This window comes from Geobacillus thermodenitrificans subsp. thermodenitrificans DSM 465, from assembly GCF_000496575.1.
Taxonomy (GTDB): Bacteria; Bacillota; Bacilli; order Bacillales; family Anoxybacillaceae; genus Geobacillus; species Geobacillus thermodenitrificans.
The window spans coordinates 193,340-209,173 of sequence record NZ_AYKT01000007.1 but is presented as its reverse complement, the minus strand read 5'-3'; the positions used below and the strand labels follow the sequence as shown (position 1 = coordinate 209,173).

Annotated in this window: 13 protein-coding genes; 6 read left to right on the top strand and 7 right to left on the bottom strand. The window is 39.4% G+C overall.

The features are described 5' to 3' along the window. Positions 1 to 73: 73 nt before the first annotated feature. From DSM465_RS0109070 to DSM465_RS0109040, 7 genes are all read right to left on the bottom strand, one after another. The gene (locus DSM465_RS0109070) at positions 74 to 976 is read right to left on the bottom strand and encodes an ROK family protein (protein ID WP_029761166.1); all 903 of its coding nucleotides are present in this window, start codon (positions 974 to 976) and stop codon (positions 74 to 76) included. A gap of 153 nt (positions 977 to 1,129) precedes the next feature. Next, complete coding sequence (locus DSM465_RS0109065) at positions 1,130 to 2,569, bottom strand: glycoside hydrolase family 1 protein (RefSeq protein WP_029761165.1); 1,440 nt, start codon at positions 2,567 to 2,569, stop codon at positions 1,130 to 1,132. Positions 2,570 to 2,572: 3 nt separating this feature from the next. Further along, positions 2,573 to 4,114, bottom strand: coding sequence for a response regulator transcription factor (locus tag DSM465_RS18910; RefSeq protein WP_029761163.1), 1,542 nt, complete (start codon positions 4,112 to 4,114; stop codon positions 2,573 to 2,575). Between the two features lie 3 nt (positions 4,115 to 4,117). Beyond that, positions 4,118 to 5,854 (bottom strand): cache domain-containing sensor histidine kinase, encoded by a 1,737-nt coding sequence (locus tag DSM465_RS0109055; protein WP_029761161.1) that lies wholly within the window; start codon positions 5,852 to 5,854, stop codon positions 4,118 to 4,120. Positions 5,855 to 5,894: 40 nt separating this feature from the next. Next, positions 5,895 to 6,734 carry a carbohydrate ABC transporter permease gene (locus tag DSM465_RS0109050; RefSeq protein ID WP_029761159.1) on the bottom strand — a complete coding sequence of 280 codons (840 nt, stop codon included), beginning with the start codon at positions 6,732 to 6,734 and terminating at the stop codon, positions 5,895 to 5,897. Between the two features lie 17 nt (positions 6,735 to 6,751). After that, positions 6,752 to 7,627, bottom strand: a complete 876-nt coding sequence (locus tag DSM465_RS0109045; RefSeq protein ID WP_029761158.1) for a carbohydrate ABC transporter permease — start codon at positions 7,625 to 7,627, stop codon at positions 6,752 to 6,754. Between the two features lie 156 nt (positions 7,628 to 7,783). Beyond that, entirely contained in the window at positions 7,784 to 9,070 is a 1,287-nt protein-coding gene (locus DSM465_RS0109040; RefSeq protein WP_029761157.1) for an extracellular solute-binding protein, read from the bottom strand. Between the two features lie 525 nt (positions 9,071 to 9,595). Here DSM465_RS0109040 and DSM465_RS0109035 point away from each other — a divergent pair. From DSM465_RS0109035 to DSM465_RS0109010, 6 genes are all read left to right on the top strand, one after another. Beyond that, positions 9,596 to 10,048 (top strand): N-acetyltransferase, encoded by a 453-nt coding sequence (locus DSM465_RS0109035; protein ID WP_008881388.1) that lies wholly within the window; start codon positions 9,596 to 9,598, stop codon positions 10,046 to 10,048. A gap of 709 nt (positions 10,049 to 10,757) precedes the next feature. Continuing rightward, entirely contained in the window at positions 10,758 to 11,405 is a 648-nt protein-coding gene (locus tag DSM465_RS0109030) for a FadR/GntR family transcriptional regulator (protein WP_230459189.1), read from the top strand. A 33-nt stretch (positions 11,406 to 11,438) separates the two neighbouring features. Next, entirely contained in the window at positions 11,439 to 12,605 is a 1,167-nt protein-coding gene (locus DSM465_RS0109025) for a trans-sulfuration enzyme family protein (protein WP_035498361.1), read from the top strand. A gap of 62 nt (positions 12,606 to 12,667) precedes the next feature. Then, positions 12,668 to 13,996 carry an ABC transporter substrate-binding protein gene (locus DSM465_RS0109020; RefSeq protein ID WP_051358524.1) on the top strand — a complete coding sequence of 443 codons (1,329 nt, stop codon included), beginning with the start codon at positions 12,668 to 12,670 and terminating at the stop codon, positions 13,994 to 13,996. A gap of 57 nt (positions 13,997 to 14,053) precedes the next feature. Beyond that, on the top strand, positions 14,054 to 14,977 hold the full coding sequence (locus DSM465_RS0109015) for a carbohydrate ABC transporter permease (RefSeq protein WP_029761153.1): 924 nt from the start codon (positions 14,054 to 14,056) through the stop codon (positions 14,975 to 14,977). Next, complete coding sequence (locus tag DSM465_RS0109010; protein ID WP_029761150.1) at positions 14,978 to 15,811, top strand: carbohydrate ABC transporter permease; 834 nt, start codon at positions 14,978 to 14,980, stop codon at positions 15,809 to 15,811. The last annotated feature ends 23 nt before the right edge of the window (positions 15,812 to 15,834 follow it).

Sequence of the window (15,834 nt, the reverse complement as noted above, 5' to 3'; positions counted from 1 at the left end):
TCGCGTATCCCGAATAGGCCACCATTTCACCTCATCCTGCTAGCATCCACAACAGGAGCACAACTGATTTGGTTTATGTTGAACCTATATTGGAATACTCTCTGATAAATCCATAAACCGCCCCCAAAAGATTCGCATCTTGACGAAAATGACAAGGAGCAATTTGAGGTTTCATCTTTGCCAAATGGATCACTGACAGGATTTGCTCCAACTTCTCGTTAATTCTTGGTATGAGTTCATTGTTTGCGCTAATTCCCCCGCCAATGAGGATAATTTCTGGATCATAAATATACTGTAAGTTGTAAATACCTACGGCTAAATAATGATAGAATCGATCCAGTGCCTGAAGACAAACTTCATCTCCCTTTTCCGCTAATCTAAAAATCTCTTCCCCATCAATGGCATTCTCATCGATGTTTTTTAACCGTGCTACCGTGCGTACTAGCGCCTTTGTTGAGGCAATCCTTGACCAAACATCATTGTCCCCTTTGATGTCTGTGGTTAGGAGCATGTATCCGAATTCTCCTCCATGCAAATGACATCCTTTATGTAAATGACCATTTTTAAAAACCGCCCCGCCGATTCCAGTACCAATCACCATAACTAAAACATCTTTCTTCCCCACACCTGCTCCACGCCACATTTCCGCAAGTCCTGCACAATTGGCATCATTCTCTAAAAAAACGGGTTTTTTCACTCTTCTTTGAACCAGTTCTTTCATATTTGGCCCATGAATATAGGGAATGGCACTTGAACCGTATATAACCCCCTCAGGGGAAACTGCTCCTGGAGTGCTAATAGCAATCCCCTCAACATCCTCGTGTTCTAGAGCTCTTTGTTCAATGAGCGCTAAAAGTTCCTCCAAATGATTTGGGGTTTTTTCTTTTGTTTTATCAATCATTTTTCCGTCGCCATCGATCACTCCGCTCTTGACGAATGTTCCCCCAATATCAAATGCGATATATTTCCGATTCATCTTTCCACTCCTAAAAATGAACAAATCGAATCCACGTGAATGATGTTGCTCTGAAAACGAAAAGTGATACTTAATTTTTCATGGATAGTTAGTCACACGTTGTACAAGAAGTAAAACAACCATTCACACGTATTCTTCATGATCAGCCGCTAATTATTTATAAAAATGATCATTGTTTGCCTCAAACTGTCTTGTTTGGATCAAGTTTTTATACCAATAAGCAGACTTTTTCATTCTTCGATTTCTATCATCATCCAAATCGATTTCTACTAAACCATACCGATTCTTGAAAGCATTCATTGGAGAAACATTATCCGTAAAAGCCCAAAGCATGTATCCTTTGCAGTTAGAACCTTCTTCAATTCCTCTTAATAACCATTTTAGATGCTCACTAATGAACTCAATCCGATAATCATCTTGAATGACACCGTTTTTATCTTTAAAGCGGTGTTCGTTTTCAACCCCCATGCCATTCTCAGTAACAATCCATTCGATGTTACCATACTCTTCCTTGATACGAATAGCAAAGTCATACATAATTTTCGGGTATATTTCCCATCCTCGGTAAGGGTTCATCTTTCTACCCGGCAATTCAAAGTGTTCATAATAAAATTCTGGATGAAAAGGGGTATTTGGATTCCAGGCTGTCGTCCTAGCTTTTACTCGTTTAGGCATATAAAGATTAATCCCTACGAAATCAACCTTATTTTCTTTAATGATCTGCAGCTCTTCATCGTTATACTCAAAGGAACAGTCATGTTTTTGCATTAAATCAAAAAGCTCATTCGGATACTCTCCTTTAATCATCGGGTCTAAAAACATCCGATTAAAAAATAAATCATACATTTTCGCTGCTTCGATATCATGTGGGGCATTGGATCGTGGATAAACCACCTCAGGATTTAGAATGACCCCGATCTTGCTTTCTCTATGTTGACTCGTATATGATTGGTGGAACAGCTGAACAACCTTCGCATTCGCTAGGGTTTTATTAAAATTCCATTGCATCCATTTCTTCGTGTTTTGCTCATAAGGCCATCGGACAGCATCTAGATAAACTCTTGTTTGGATGACAATAGGTTCATTGAAAGTAAACCACCATTTCACTTTATGGGCATATCTTTCGAATACTTTTTCTGCATATTTGACAAACAAATCAACAACGTGTTTTGATCCCCAACCTCCGTATTTCTCAAACAAGACTCCGGGGATTTCGTAGTGTTCTAGACATATCATTGGTTCTATTCCGTTTTTCAATAACTCATCAATCACATTCTCTATATAATTTGCATACTCTTCATCAACGACAGCATGTTCGTAATCAACCAAAAACCTTGACCAATTAATTGATGTCCGATAATGCGTAAGACCAATTTCTTTCATGAATTGAATATCTTCTTTATATCGATTGTAAAAATCAGTAGCAATCGTTGGCCCGTACCCGTTATGCCAAACCTCCCGATGATTTTTATACCAAAGATCTAAATAAGAGTCTTGAAAGTCTTTTTTGCCAGACCACCCTTCCGTTTGCCAAGCAGATGACGCGGCACCAATGATAAAATGATTCGGCAATTGCATACCAATTTTCTCCATACCTTATCCTCCTAACTCTCTATTGTACAAATTTCGATATTCTGTCGGAGTCATGCCTGTAAATTTCTTAAATACCTCGACGAAATACTTATACTCATGGAAACCGACATTGTTAGCGATCACACCCACTCGAAGAGAAGTTTCGGAAAGCAGTTTCCTCGCCTCGTTAACTCTTAGAAGGTTGACATACTCGTTAAATGTTTTCCCGGTTTTTTGCCTAAATATCGTACTGAAATAATTGGCTGAAATATTGACTACATTAGCGACTTCACTCGCTTTGATCGGTTCTCGATAAAACTGACGAATGTATTCCAAGGCTCTTTCAATTAGCCAATCATTGGTTTCTTCATGATCCAGACCTAACTTCTCGATAATAGTGACTAGATCTTCTTCAAACATCTTTTGGAGAATCTCATAGCTATTATGAGAAAAAATGTTCACGTGATTTTTGTAATTTAGAGCAAACGGTTGTACTTTCTTCCTCCCTAATGATTCATAATAATTGATGAATTTTACTAGCAACTCACGACATATGCCGACTACCTCATCCAACAAAAACTGATTTTCTTTAAAATAGGCAAACAATGTATGGGAAACGTTGAGGTAATCGACCTTCTTTTTGTAAAGCAACGCATCAAAAAGAAGATTTTCGATTTCTTGCGGATATTGATGCTCAAACTTTCTCACACATAGCTGATCCGAAGCCATGATTGTCTTCTTATTTATCGACAGTAAATAACGTCCTGTATCTAGAAGTTTTTTATAGTAGTCTTTTAATTCCGAAATCGAAATGGTTCGATCCCCTAAGACCAATAACAAAGAATCCTCATTTTCTATATTCTTTTCCAACTTTCCTGTCTCATTCTCATCCAATTCCTTCATCACACAAGTGAGTAAAATATTTTCATCCGTAAAAATGGAAAACGAATTCTCCCCTAATACATCCCCTATTCTCTTTTCTACACTTCCCATCCATTTTTTCTTGAACAAGTCGATATCTTCAGTGGTTAACCCCCTAACCCTTCTTTGATAATCTCTTTGCATAGTCATCAAAGGATATATCCTTATATGCTCATGCTCTTTTAAGATTCCGTGATCCTCATTGGTTAGGGAAATCTGTTTGATAATAGAGGATGTTAAGAGATCTACTTGTTGCCTTCGTTCCTTTTCAATTTCTGTAGTGATCTTCTTAACATTATCCACTAGCTCGTCAATGTCTACTGGTTTTAGCAGGTAATCTTTTACCCCTAATTTAATGGCCCTCTTCGCATATTCAAAATCATCATAGCCACTAATAATAATCACACGAATGTTAGGAAAGTTCGTTTTGATAAATGCAGACAACTCCAAACCATCCACATTAGGCATCCGAATATCGGTGATGACGATATCAATTTCCGGATGAATGGATATTTGGTTGATGGCCTCTTTTCCGTTATAAACCGCACCGACCACCTCGATATCGTAGTTCTCCCACGGGATCGTCTGGCTCAACCCTTGACATATGATCGGTTCATCATCAACAATCAAAATTTTATAAGACATGACCTATTCCCCCAGTTTCTCTGTGATCTCGGCTAACTGTTCACTGGAGATGAAGGGAAGAATAATCCGTAGTGAAGCACCTTTCTCTGAGTGTAGTTGAGTTAACCCGTAAGGAGCACCGAAAGCTAGGGAAATACGCTCGATAAGATTGTTTAGCGCGAATCCACTCATGCCTTCCTTATCGAGATCAAATCCCCATCCATTATCAACGACATCTATCCATAGTTGATCTCCAACTCGGTAACAATCGATATGAATGATCCCTTGATACGGTAAATCTTTAAAGCCGTGAACAATACTATTTTCTACTAGGGGGAGAAGGGTTTGTTTCATCAAAAAAGCGTTCTTGATCGAATCATCAACAGATAGATCGTAGTCAAGTCTTTCCCCCATCCTATACTTCTGCAATTCTAAGTATGAGCGGATATATCTCATTTCCTCCTCTACTGTTACCCACTTTCTCCCCTTGTTTAAATTCATTCGAAAAATCCTCGATAGCAGCTCAATTAAATGCCCTGTTTGATAGGCATTCTCTAATCTTGCGGTCCATCGAATCATATCCAATGTATTGTATAAAAAGTGCGGATTAATTTGACTTTGCAATGCATTTAATTGGGATTCTTTTTGTTTAATCTTTAATTTATACTCAATATCAATATGCTTTTGGATGGTATTTACCATTTTATTAAAACACAACCCTAGCTTCCCAATTTCATCATTCGCATTCACTTTGACCCGGGCAGTGAAATTTCCCTTTTCTACTTCTTCCGTTTGAATGGTCAGCTCCTTAATCCTTCTTAATATGGAACGATAAAAGAAGACGAGAGCCACAATACCTAACAAGAGCAATACCAATAACAAACTCGTCATCGTGCTCAGAAGGTGATAAAGCTCTCTGACGATGCTTTCTGTCTGTACGGTGACGACTAAATACCAGTCCGTTCCTTCTATGCTTTTTTTCACAGCCAAATATTCTTGTCCCTTGATTTCATAGCTAAATGAGGAACTTTTGTTACTTTGGATTTTCTTTAAAAATCCAACGTCTGGATATTGATCTCCTACTAGAGATGGATCAGGATGTAAAATCGTTTTCCCTTCTTTTGAGACAATCAAGTAGCTGCCTTCATTGATCGTAAAATCTTTTAAGAGCTTCTCAATATCAATACTGATAATAGCGGTCCCAATTTTTTTATTCACTTGATAATAATCGTTGATGATTCGGGAGAGAATAATGACATTTTTCTTCCCTCCCCATTCACTACTCACGCTATAAGGACCACTCCAAACCGGTTTCCCCTGTCCTTCCTCCGCTTTTCTCCTCATTTGCTCTTCGTTACCACTAATCGGCTCACCGATCACGAGTTTATTTCCATCTAAACTGTACAAGAAAACAGAGTTCATATATGGATTCGATGTCAATCGAAACGTAAAATATCCGTTGATCCGTTCCACTGCGTCTTTGTATGTTTTTTTAAATACGCCATCCCCTGAAGTGGTAAAAAAATTCCTGAAATTATGGTCATATATCATATATAACGTGGTACTTTCTGCATCCAACAAAATTGAAGCCAAGTGTTGCTCTACTTTCTCTAGTTGTTCTAATGTATCCTTTCTCGCTTGTTCCTTTATGATTTCGGTTGTCATGTGGTAAATCAAAGTAGCAAATAACAGTGTTGGCAAGGAAATCAAAAGGATGTAAATAATCAAGAACTTTTTTATTAAGCTCGTATTCTTAAACATATCTAATCCACCTAGTGATGTCATATCCCAAACGAACGATTTACTCTTTCACAGCTCCTGCCGTCATGCCTTTCACAATGTTCTTTTCAAATAATAAATAGAAGACAATGATTGGAATGATCGACATGGTTAACCCAGCCATTTGGGCACCGTAATTGGTCGTAAATTGGCCCGCAAAATTCGCTAGGCCTAACGGAAGGGTCTGTAGATTCTGATCATTAATGAGAACCAAAGCAAAGGCAAACTCATTCCAATTATAGATAAAGTTAAGAATGATGACAGTCGCCAATGCTGGTCTCGACATGGGCAGAACAATTGACCAAAACCTTCGAAACAAACCTGCCCCATCTATAACAGCGGATTCCTCAATCGATTTGGGGAAAGCCTTCATAAAACTTGTTAATACAAAAATAGTAATTGGCAAATGAAAAGCGATATACGGGAAAAGGAGCGTATAAGGCTTGTTCAATAAATCAAGATTTTTCATTAATATAAATATCGGGACTAACGTAGAATGGATCGGGATCAATAACCCAAAGGCAAAAAACCCATATACCACGTTGCTAAACTTAAATTCAAATCTAGCCAGAAAATATGACGCTAATGCTCCGATCAATACAGTGAAAAAGGTGGCAGCTAACGAAACAAAAATACTGTTTTTAAACAACACGCCAAAATTCGCAATTTCCCATGCATTCATAAAGTTTTCTAGTACGAACTTTTTGGGAATACCGAATTGGTTCACCGCAAATTCTTGTTCCGACTTAAACGAGTTGATGGCCATCCAAATAATCGGATACACATTCACAATGGCATAGATCGTTAAGATCACATAGATGATAGGGGTGGTGATTGTCAGTTTCGTATTTCTTATTCTCATAGACCTTGTCGCCCCTTCTAAATCCCTTTCAGTTTGAATAACTTTCGAACGATTACAATTAAGACAAGACTAAAGAGAAAGATGAAGACCGAAACGGCACTGCCATAGCCATAGTTAAAATTCTTAAATGTTTCATTAAACATATAGATCGCCATCACTTCCGTAGAGTGAGCTGGACCTCCATTGGTCATCACATAAATCAGATCAAACGTTTTTAGGCTTCCTGAGATGCATAAAACGATCGCCACTAGGATGGTATCCCAAATCATCGGGATAGTGATTTTCCATGTGGTCACCCATTCCGAAGCCCCATCGATTTTCGCTGATTCTAACACCTCGTTCGGAATATTTTGCAATGCGGCGAGAAAAATAATTAAATATAACCCAACAAACTGCCATACAATGACCACAAGCACGGAATACAATGCTAAGTCCGGGTCGCCCAACCAGTTTTGCGTTAAGAAGTCTAACCCTATACTTCTGAGAAACTCATTGATTAATCCGTATTTAGAATTATAAACTAAATTCCAAGTGATCGAGATCACAACGGTCGATAATACGACTGGTAAAAAGCCAATCGTTCGAAATAGTCTAGACCCCTTTAGCTTTCTATTCAGTAGGATGGCGATCAATAACGCAATCGGCACTTGACCGAACACAGACGCAAGTACGACCAATATATTATTTTTGACCGAATTCCAAAAATCAGGGTCCTTTAACAATTCCACAAAGTTAGCCAGCCCCACAAAGGTCATCTCTGATATCCCGTTCCACTTCATGAGGGAATAATAAAACGATTGCAAAATAGGTAGAATGGCAAAAACGGTGTATATCAATAGAGCGGGAAGGATCCCAAGCCATATCCCCATGGTTGTTTTCTTGTTTATCTTCATCACAGCTCACCTTTGAATAGAGATTCGTGTCCCGAGTGACTCGGGACACTCACCAAATGTAGATTCATAGCGGCTTAATCAACCTCATGTTCGGCCATCCAACACTCGAGAAAGACAAGGTCCAAATGAAAGCAATGGTATAGAAGTGAACATGTTTTATTTCATTTTTTCTAGTGCATCTTGCATTTCTTTAGCTAGCTCTTTCGGGCTTTTTTCCCCTAATGTAATCGCCTGCAGCCCATTGTTAATGATGTCGGTTAATTCCGCAGGTAATGTCGCATCATAAACCGGAGCTAATCCGCCTTGAACAAAGCTATTCGCTGTTTTGAATATCGCCGGTGTTTGGCTATCCATTTCAACGTTTACAGGCACAATAATATTTGCCTTAACAAGATTTTGATATAACGTCTCACTATAGTAGAATTTCAGGAATTCAAAGGCAGCCTCTTGTTCCTCTTTCGTTAATTGTGAGCTTAACGCGATGCCCCCACCTGCTACACCGGATATGCTAGACGGTTCACCCTTCCCTCCTTCAAATGTTGGTAGCGGAGCAACGCCAATGTTATCAATGTTTTCTACGTTATCAAGAATTGGCCCAATTGCCCAAGAACCTGCAAAGTGCATAGCGGCAGATCCTTTGATGAACTCATTTCTCGCCGTCGCCTCGTCGATCGTATTCATATCTTCGTTAAAGGCATTTAATTTCGTCAACTCATCGATCACAGATAACGCTTGAATAAAATTCTTATCGACAAAGGAACCTTTGCCACTGAGCACATTAGGCAAGAAATCACTACCCGTAAAACGATCAGCAATCGTTGAAATGTATACGGATTGAAGCGGCCAAGTCGCCTTGTTTCCTAAGGAAATAGGGGTGATTCCCTCTTTATTGAGAGCGACAATCAACTTTTTCAAGTCTTCATAAGTTGTCGGAAAATCACTGTAGCCAGCTTTTTTAAGGAGTTCTTTGTTGTAGAAAATCAAACTCGTTAAACTGACATTGGAAGGTATGGCGTAATAGCTCCCTTTGACCGCATAATCATCTAAAATGGATTCTGGAATGGACTCTTTCCACTGATCAATGATGGGATCAAGCGGAAGTAACGCGCCGCTTTCCACAAGCACAGAAGTTCTTTCGCCAGGCCATACACGCATCATGTCAGGTAATTGGTTACCCGCGGCTTGTGTTCTTAACTTTGTTTCATATTGATCATGAGGAATGGTTTCCAAAACGATCTTTATATCATCATGCTGCTTATTAAACTTCGAGATCATATCTTTATAAACAGTATTTTCTGGACGATCTTCAGTCCAGTCGGTCCATAAAGTCAGTTCGATCACGCCATTCTTGGCGCCAGATGCCTTCTCCTCCCCACCGTCATTACATGCGGCTAGAGCCAAGAGAAGAAGCAAACTCAATACGGCCAAACCTACTCTTCTCATTTTTGTATTCTCCCCCTTCTGTTTTGTCGACTTGTCACTATACTGGAATCGCAAAAATACGAAAGATGATATGAAACGCTTACATCAATTATAATGAAAGGCCTTTCATCAGAATATCCGATAAATCTACAATAATATCCGTTTTTTTTGAAAATTAACTCAAAGTAAATCCCTAGTTTGTGGTCAGAGCTTGTCTTTGTTTTCATGTGGTACCATGCAAACTCTTCAGCTATGTATTTTAAGTCGTTGGCATGATGGAATACACTCGTCTTTCATCACAGATGCTAATTTGGCGGGAGGAATGGCCTCTTCTATCAACGAATATGCTGCTCTTGTAGATGTCTATCTTACATGCCTGTGCATAAACATATCAAGAACATCATAAGAGCATTTCCCGTATATGCGAAACGAACGACCTCTCCGATTTCTTGATCAAAATTAATGGAATCTTTGATTGCATATTAACACAAAATATCGTATATTTATAAAAAAGAATCTATTATTATACGATAGCGAGGGAGCCCGATGCAAATTGACCATGCCGTCACCAGTGATGTGAAAGAAATACATGCGTTAATTCAACACTTTGCGGAAAAAGGATTGGTTTTGCCGCGCTCGTTATTATCCATCTATCAGCACTTGCAATGCATGTACGTAGCCAGGGAAAACAACCAAATCGTTGGAGTAGGAGGATTACATATCTTAGGGCATGATCTGGGGGAAGTTCGTTCGTTAGTCGTATCCTCCGATCATATGGGGAAAGGAATCGGACGCATGCTCGTCAACCATATTACGAACGAAGCAGCCCGACTCGGGGTAAAACGATTAATCTCCTTCACTTACCAAATCGAATTCTTTAAAAAATGCGGGTTTGAAATCGCGGAAAAAGCAACGTTGCCCGAAAAAGTATGGATCGACTGTGTGAGTTGCCCTAAACTCGATTGTTGCGATGAAACGGCCATGATTAAATACATTTGATCCTCCTCCCACCTGCGCAACCGCGAAGAGGTGGGAGATTCTTTTTAGAAACGCTCTCCTCATGGCAGGCGATGAATCAATCCCTGCCCCCGTGCGTCCCACGATTCCGCTGCCTAACCAAGGCAATAAACAACGCCCTTCTTGCAAGAATTTGGTCCAAAGGGAACATCCCATAACGGGAGACACCGATTCATCCTTCCACTCACGCTAGAACGAGGGATCTTCTCAGCTCGATGGGATAAAAAAACAACCGCCCCTCTACGGGGCGGTTTACATGATCATCCTTTGTGCTGATGTCATCTCTATGTTTGTGATCACAGTAACAACATCGCCATATGCTTCATCTTGATGGTTGAGCATAACCCATGCCTTTGGTGGCCATATGGGTCGCCAACTCCCCGCGCAGGCATGCTTCTAATCAAATGTGCTTCCATTTCTCTGTTTCGGGCAGCATCATTTTTTCTCTTCCATGGCTATCTGTAAAAAGAAAAGCTTCCTGTACTATACAACATCAGGAGGCTCGTTCATCTTCGTTTATCGTTGAATCGCGTGAAGGAACATATTTTAACATAGATCAAAGACATAAATCATCGATAGCACAAATATATATGGAAATGAGCTATCCGACAGGCTGACAGCATCATATTCATGAAAATGATAAAAGGAGTAAGTGACATTGAAATCTATAAGGAAGGTTCCGTTACACGAAATGATCATTACGGAAATTCAGCAGTATATCGAGAAAAACCAATTAAAAAAAGGAGACCGGCTTCCCTCCGTTGCGCAATTAACAAAAATGCTCAACGTAAGCCGCTCTTCGTTAAGAGAAGCATTAAGATTTATGGAGGCTGTTGGAACGATTGAAGTGATCAATGGAAAAGGGATATACGTTAAAGATGATTGTGATTCATTACGAATCGAAGCGAAAATCGAATTGGAAAATGAGAAGCAGCTTTTATTACAAATTAGCGAAGTCCGCCGAGCCCTTGAAGGAAAAGCTGTAGAACTTGCGGTCGCTAGAGCAACCAAGGAAGAGATCTATTTAATGGAAAACCATTTAATGGAGGCTCTTCGTTTGAAAGATCTAGGGCTAGATTCATCAAAAGAAGATTGGGCTTTTCATAAAACCATTTATCAGGCTTCCCATAACCCTGTTTTACAAAGCGTATTGGAGTCAGTGTCTGATACGTTTAACAAATTATGGAGCAAACCATTTGGCATCGAGAAAATCTTTGAAGATACTTATCCATTCCACCTTTCCTTATTAGAGGCCATTAAACAACGAGATGCGGAACGTGCTTTGAAAGAGTTTAATAAAATCATTGATTCCGTAGAAAATACGATTTCGAACATATAGAGGAGCGAGGATTTAGCTATGGAGAATCGAGAAATGGATCACCGATATATTTGCACACACTTTGGCGATGACTATCACCGCTTTCATGGAGCCGTTGTCCCCCCCATTTATGAGAACTCATTATTTGTTTATGAAGATTTCACACGATTTGTAGAGGCAATGAAAGATGAACAAAATCATTACATTTACTGGCGGGGAACCAATCCAACCGTTGAAATTGCTGAGAAGAAAATTGCTGCACTTGAACAAGGAGAAAGATGCAAACTGTTCAGTTCTGGAATGGCAGCCATCTCATCCGCTGTACTCGCTTTTGTGAGATCAGGCGATCATATCGTGAGCGTCGGAAACATCTACGGTCCTGCTATTAAGTTTTTTAGGTACCTGAAAAAGTTTGGAATCGAACATACGAATGTCCTATCAAAAAACATAGACAGTATTGAAAAAGCCATACGGTCCAATACAACAGTGATTTACCTTGAAAGTCCCACAACAATGACATTCAAACTGGTTGACCTTCCTTCTGTTGCTTCACTTGCCAAAACTAATAATATTACAACTATTGCTGATAATACATGGGCGACACCCCTTTTTCAAAATCCCCTTACATACGGAATTGATATTGTTGTTCATTCCGTTTCCAAATATCTAGGAGGACATAGCGACATTGTCGGAGGTGCTTTAATTACAAGTCAAGATATCATGGATCACATTTTCTATAATGAATACCAGTTATTGGGGGGAGTAATGCCCCCTTATGAAGCATGGTTGCTTATAAAAGGGCTACGTACATTGCCTATTCGAATGAAAAACCATCAGGAAAGTGCCATAAAAGTGGCTCAGTTTTTACACCAACACCCTGCTGTGAAAAAGGTGAACTACCCGGCACTCAAGAGCTCCCCAGATTATGAACTAGGTCAAAAACTTTTAAGAGGGTATTCTGGATTATTAAGTTTTGAGCTTAAAATCAACACATTCGACAACGTTTTATCCACAATCAATTCCCTAAAACTATTTAAAATCGGTGTATCTTGGGGTGGATTTGAAAGCCTTGTCATCTCTCCAAATTATGGATATAACACTGAGCAACTAAGTGAAGCTGGAATTGATCCCGGATTGATTCGGATTTCCATAGGACTCGAGGACGTTAACGAACTGATCAACGATCTTGACCGGGCTTTATCATCAAAAACAGCTACTTAATTATGAAGGAAGGGTTACAACTCTTCATATAAATCAAAAGAATCAAAGGGGGAACCTAAATCATGAGGCGTGCAAGAAGAATATTTACTCTGTTATGTTTTTGGTTGCTTTTGCTTGGGATGATTGCAGGTTGTAACAGCAACACTAACGGAAATGACTCTAAAAACGAAAAAAACAATGATGTTGTTACACTCAAAATGATTGAAAGTTTAACAAGTCCGTCAAGGACCAAACTGTTAAAAGAAATGATCCAAAAATTTGAGGAAGCAAATCCAAATATCAAGGTCGAATTGATTTCTCCCCCGTTGCAAAGCGCTGACGAGAAAATCACACAGATGTTAATGGCAAAGGAAGATCTCGACGTCCTTGAAGTAAGGGACCAAACAGTAAAACAGTGGTCTAATAACGGTTTTATTGAGGATCTATCCCGCTACACAAATAATTGGGAATACTGGGACTCACTGAATGACGCAGCGAAACATGGAGCCACATCTATCGATAATACCCCTTATTTTATTCCTTATGGAATTTATCAAAAAACATTATTTTACCGAAAAGACTGGTTCGAAGAGGCAGGATTAGAAGTGCCAAAAACATGGGATGACTTGTATAAGGCAGCCAAAGCCTTAACAGACCCATCGAAAAACCGTTATGGCTACAGCTTCCGAGGAGGAGCCGGTTCATCTGACTACGTTGAGTTTATGACATGGGCATATCTCGGTGACAAAATCAATCCTGCTGACGGCTATTTTACAAAAGACGGTAACCCCATGTTTTCGACACCTGAAGCCAAGCAAGCGCTAGAAATGTTCATTAAACTGTATAAAGACGCTTCCCCGCCGGATTCTATTAACTGGAGTTACCCAGAAATGGTTCAAGGATTTACCTCGGGCATGACAGCTATGCTCATTCAAGACCCTGAAGTGATTAATACATGCATAGAAAATATGGAAGAAGAAACTTGGGCAACTGCTCCATTACCAAAAGGCCCAGAATCAAGAGTCGCCCAGCAAACACTAGGTACTGCTGGATGGGGAATCACTTCATACTCAAAGCATAAAGATGAAGCATGGAAACTGATCTCTTTCTTGTCACATCCTGAACAAAATCTCTATTTCGCTAAAAACAACTCGCTCATTCCCATTCACAAAAGTGCTGGAGAGGATCCTTTCTTTAAAGAAGGTTACTTCAGCTCCTACATTGAAATGAACTCAAAACCGGATGAATATTTAATTGCTGATCGCCCAGTTCACTACAAGGGATGGGGACAATTCCGCGCTACAGCCGAAAAAGATATTCAAGCTTTATTATTAGGAAAAAGCTCTATTGACAGCGTCTTAGAAAAATGGTCTGATTACTGGAAAAAAGAAAAGGAACAACAAAATAATTAACGAAGATTGGAGACAGCTATGCTGTTCTCCTCTCTTTTTAATAGGGGGGAAGAAAACATGAAAATGGAAACAAAACCAACGCCACAACCCATTTTCAACATTTCGAAACATGGAATGTTCATTTTGCTTTGTTTACTGCCAGCGCTCCTGCTAGTTTCCATCTTTATTTATTATCCATTATGTAAAGGTATGATCATGGCATTTCAAAATTACTCTTTATTTGATTTAACAAATATCCGATTTATTGGTTTGCAAAATTTTAAAAGTGTTATTGTGAATCCTGATTTTAAACAGGCTCTTATCAACAGTTTTTATTGGGTATTCTTTTCGCTTATTTTTCAGTTTATGATCGGTTTTGTACTTGCTTTAATGATGCGGAAGAAATTTCGCGGAAGAGGGATTTATCAAGCGTTTGTCTTTTTTCCTTGGGCCATGTCGGGATTTTTAATCGGTTTAATTTGGCGTTGGATGTTTAACGGACAAGGTGGGGTAATTAATGATCTTCTACTAAAGATGAACCTTTTTGATACACCAATCCCCTTCCTTGCCGACCCGAAGTGGGCTATGGCGTCCGTTATTATGGCAAACATTTGGTATGGTGTCACTTTCTTCGGAATTATGCTCCTAGCTGCACTTCAATCGATTCCTGAAGAACTATACGAGGCCGCAAAAATGGATGGGGCAAATAATATACAACAGTTGTTTCACATTACTATTCCTTATATTATGCCGACCATTATCGCCACCACTTTATTACGTGTGATCTGGATTTTAAACTTTCCTGATATTATCTATGCCATGACGAACGGGGGACCCGCTGGCTCTACCCATATCCTATCTACGTATATGCTCGAAAAAATCATTTACGATCAAGATTATGGTCAGGCTTCAGCCATTGGCGTCATTATCATGATTCTTCTTTCATTTTTTTCCATTTTCTATCTACTAGCAACAAAGTTCAATAAAGTGGGGGACTTTTAAATGATTAGACGTGTAAACTGGTGGGCATTAACAAAAGTCATTTTCCTCGGTATGTTTCTCATCTTTACCGTTTTCCCGTTGTACTGGATATTGATCACTTCTTTAAAGCCTCGGAAAGACATGTTCACCGTCCCACTGCAATACTGGCCTAAGCATTTGACTTTGGAGAACTACGTCAACATTTTTGAAATTTCGAACTTTGATGTTTATATTTTCAATAGTTTACTCGTTTCTACAGTCTCCGGGCTTTTTTCATTAATGATTGCTATGTTAAGCGGTTATGTACTTGCTCGATTTCGGTTTAGAGGGAAACATCAAATTATCTTTGCTTTTTTTGTGACACAGATGATCCCTCTCTTTATCGCACTTGCCCCTTTATATTTATTAATGTCAAAACTACAGCTATTAAACCGATTGCCTTCGCTCATATTGATTTATACCGTCATGATGATCCCATTTTGCACCATCATCATGAAGAGTTTTTTTGAACGAATTCCCCCTAGCCTAGAAGAAGCAGCTATGATTGATGGATGCTCACGAATAGGTGCCTTGCTGAAAGTCGTCGTTCCCGTTATGCTTCCTGGCATTGCCGCCACGTTCATTTTTGCATTTGTCCAGTGTTGGAATGAACTTTTTTTAGCGGTAATGTTTATCGATAAAGAGAGCGCAAAAACTATACCAGTTGCTATGAATTCATTCATTACCAAATTCGATATCGACTGGGGGGCCATGTCAGCCGCTACTGTCCTTTCTGTTATTCCAACACTAATTTTATTCGCTTTTGCCCAAAAGTACATTGTCGAGGGTATGACGCAAGGAGCTCTCAAAGAATAGATATATCCAAGCGACGACTCTGA

Excerpts from the sequence above, each read along its gene's own strand:
- DSM465_RS0109070 (WP_029761166.1), bottom strand. The coding sequence starts at position 976 with ATGAATCGGAAATATATCGCATTTGATATTGGGGGAACATTCGTCAAG.
- DSM465_RS0109065 (WP_029761165.1), bottom strand. The coding sequence starts at position 2,569 with ATGGAGAAAATTGGTATGCAATTGCCGAATCATTTTATCATTGGTGCC.
- DSM465_RS18910 (WP_029761163.1), bottom strand. The coding sequence starts at position 4,114 with ATGTCTTATAAAATTTTGATTGTTGATGATGAACCGATCATATGTCAA.
- DSM465_RS0109055 (WP_029761161.1), bottom strand. The coding sequence starts at position 5,854 with ATGTTTAAGAATACGAGCTTAATAAAAAAGTTCTTGATTATTTACATC.
- DSM465_RS0109050 (WP_029761159.1), bottom strand. The coding sequence starts at position 6,734 with ATGAGAATAAGAAATACGAAACTGACAATCACCACCCCTATCATCTAT.
- DSM465_RS0109045 (WP_029761158.1), bottom strand. The coding sequence starts at position 7,627 with ATGAAGATAAACAAGAAAACAACCATGGGGATATGGCTTGGGATCCTT.
- DSM465_RS0109040 (WP_029761157.1), bottom strand. The coding sequence starts at position 9,070 with ATGAGAAGAGTAGGTTTGGCCGTATTGAGTTTGCTTCTTCTCTTGGCT.
- DSM465_RS0109035 (WP_008881388.1), top strand. The coding sequence starts at position 9,596 with ATGCAAATTGACCATGCCGTCACCAGTGATGTGAAAGAAATACATGCG.
- DSM465_RS0109030 (WP_230459189.1), top strand. The coding sequence starts at position 10,758 with ATGATCATTACGGAAATTCAGCAGTATATCGAGAAAAACCAATTAAAA.
- DSM465_RS0109025 (WP_035498361.1), top strand. The coding sequence starts at position 11,439 with ATGGATCACCGATATATTTGCACACACTTTGGCGATGACTATCACCGC.
- DSM465_RS0109020 (WP_051358524.1), top strand. The coding sequence starts at position 12,668 with ATGAGGCGTGCAAGAAGAATATTTACTCTGTTATGTTTTTGGTTGCTT.
- DSM465_RS0109015 (WP_029761153.1), top strand. The coding sequence starts at position 14,054 with ATGAAAATGGAAACAAAACCAACGCCACAACCCATTTTCAACATTTCG.
- DSM465_RS0109010 (WP_029761150.1), top strand. The coding sequence starts at position 14,978 with ATGATTAGACGTGTAAACTGGTGGGCATTAACAAAAGTCATTTTCCTC.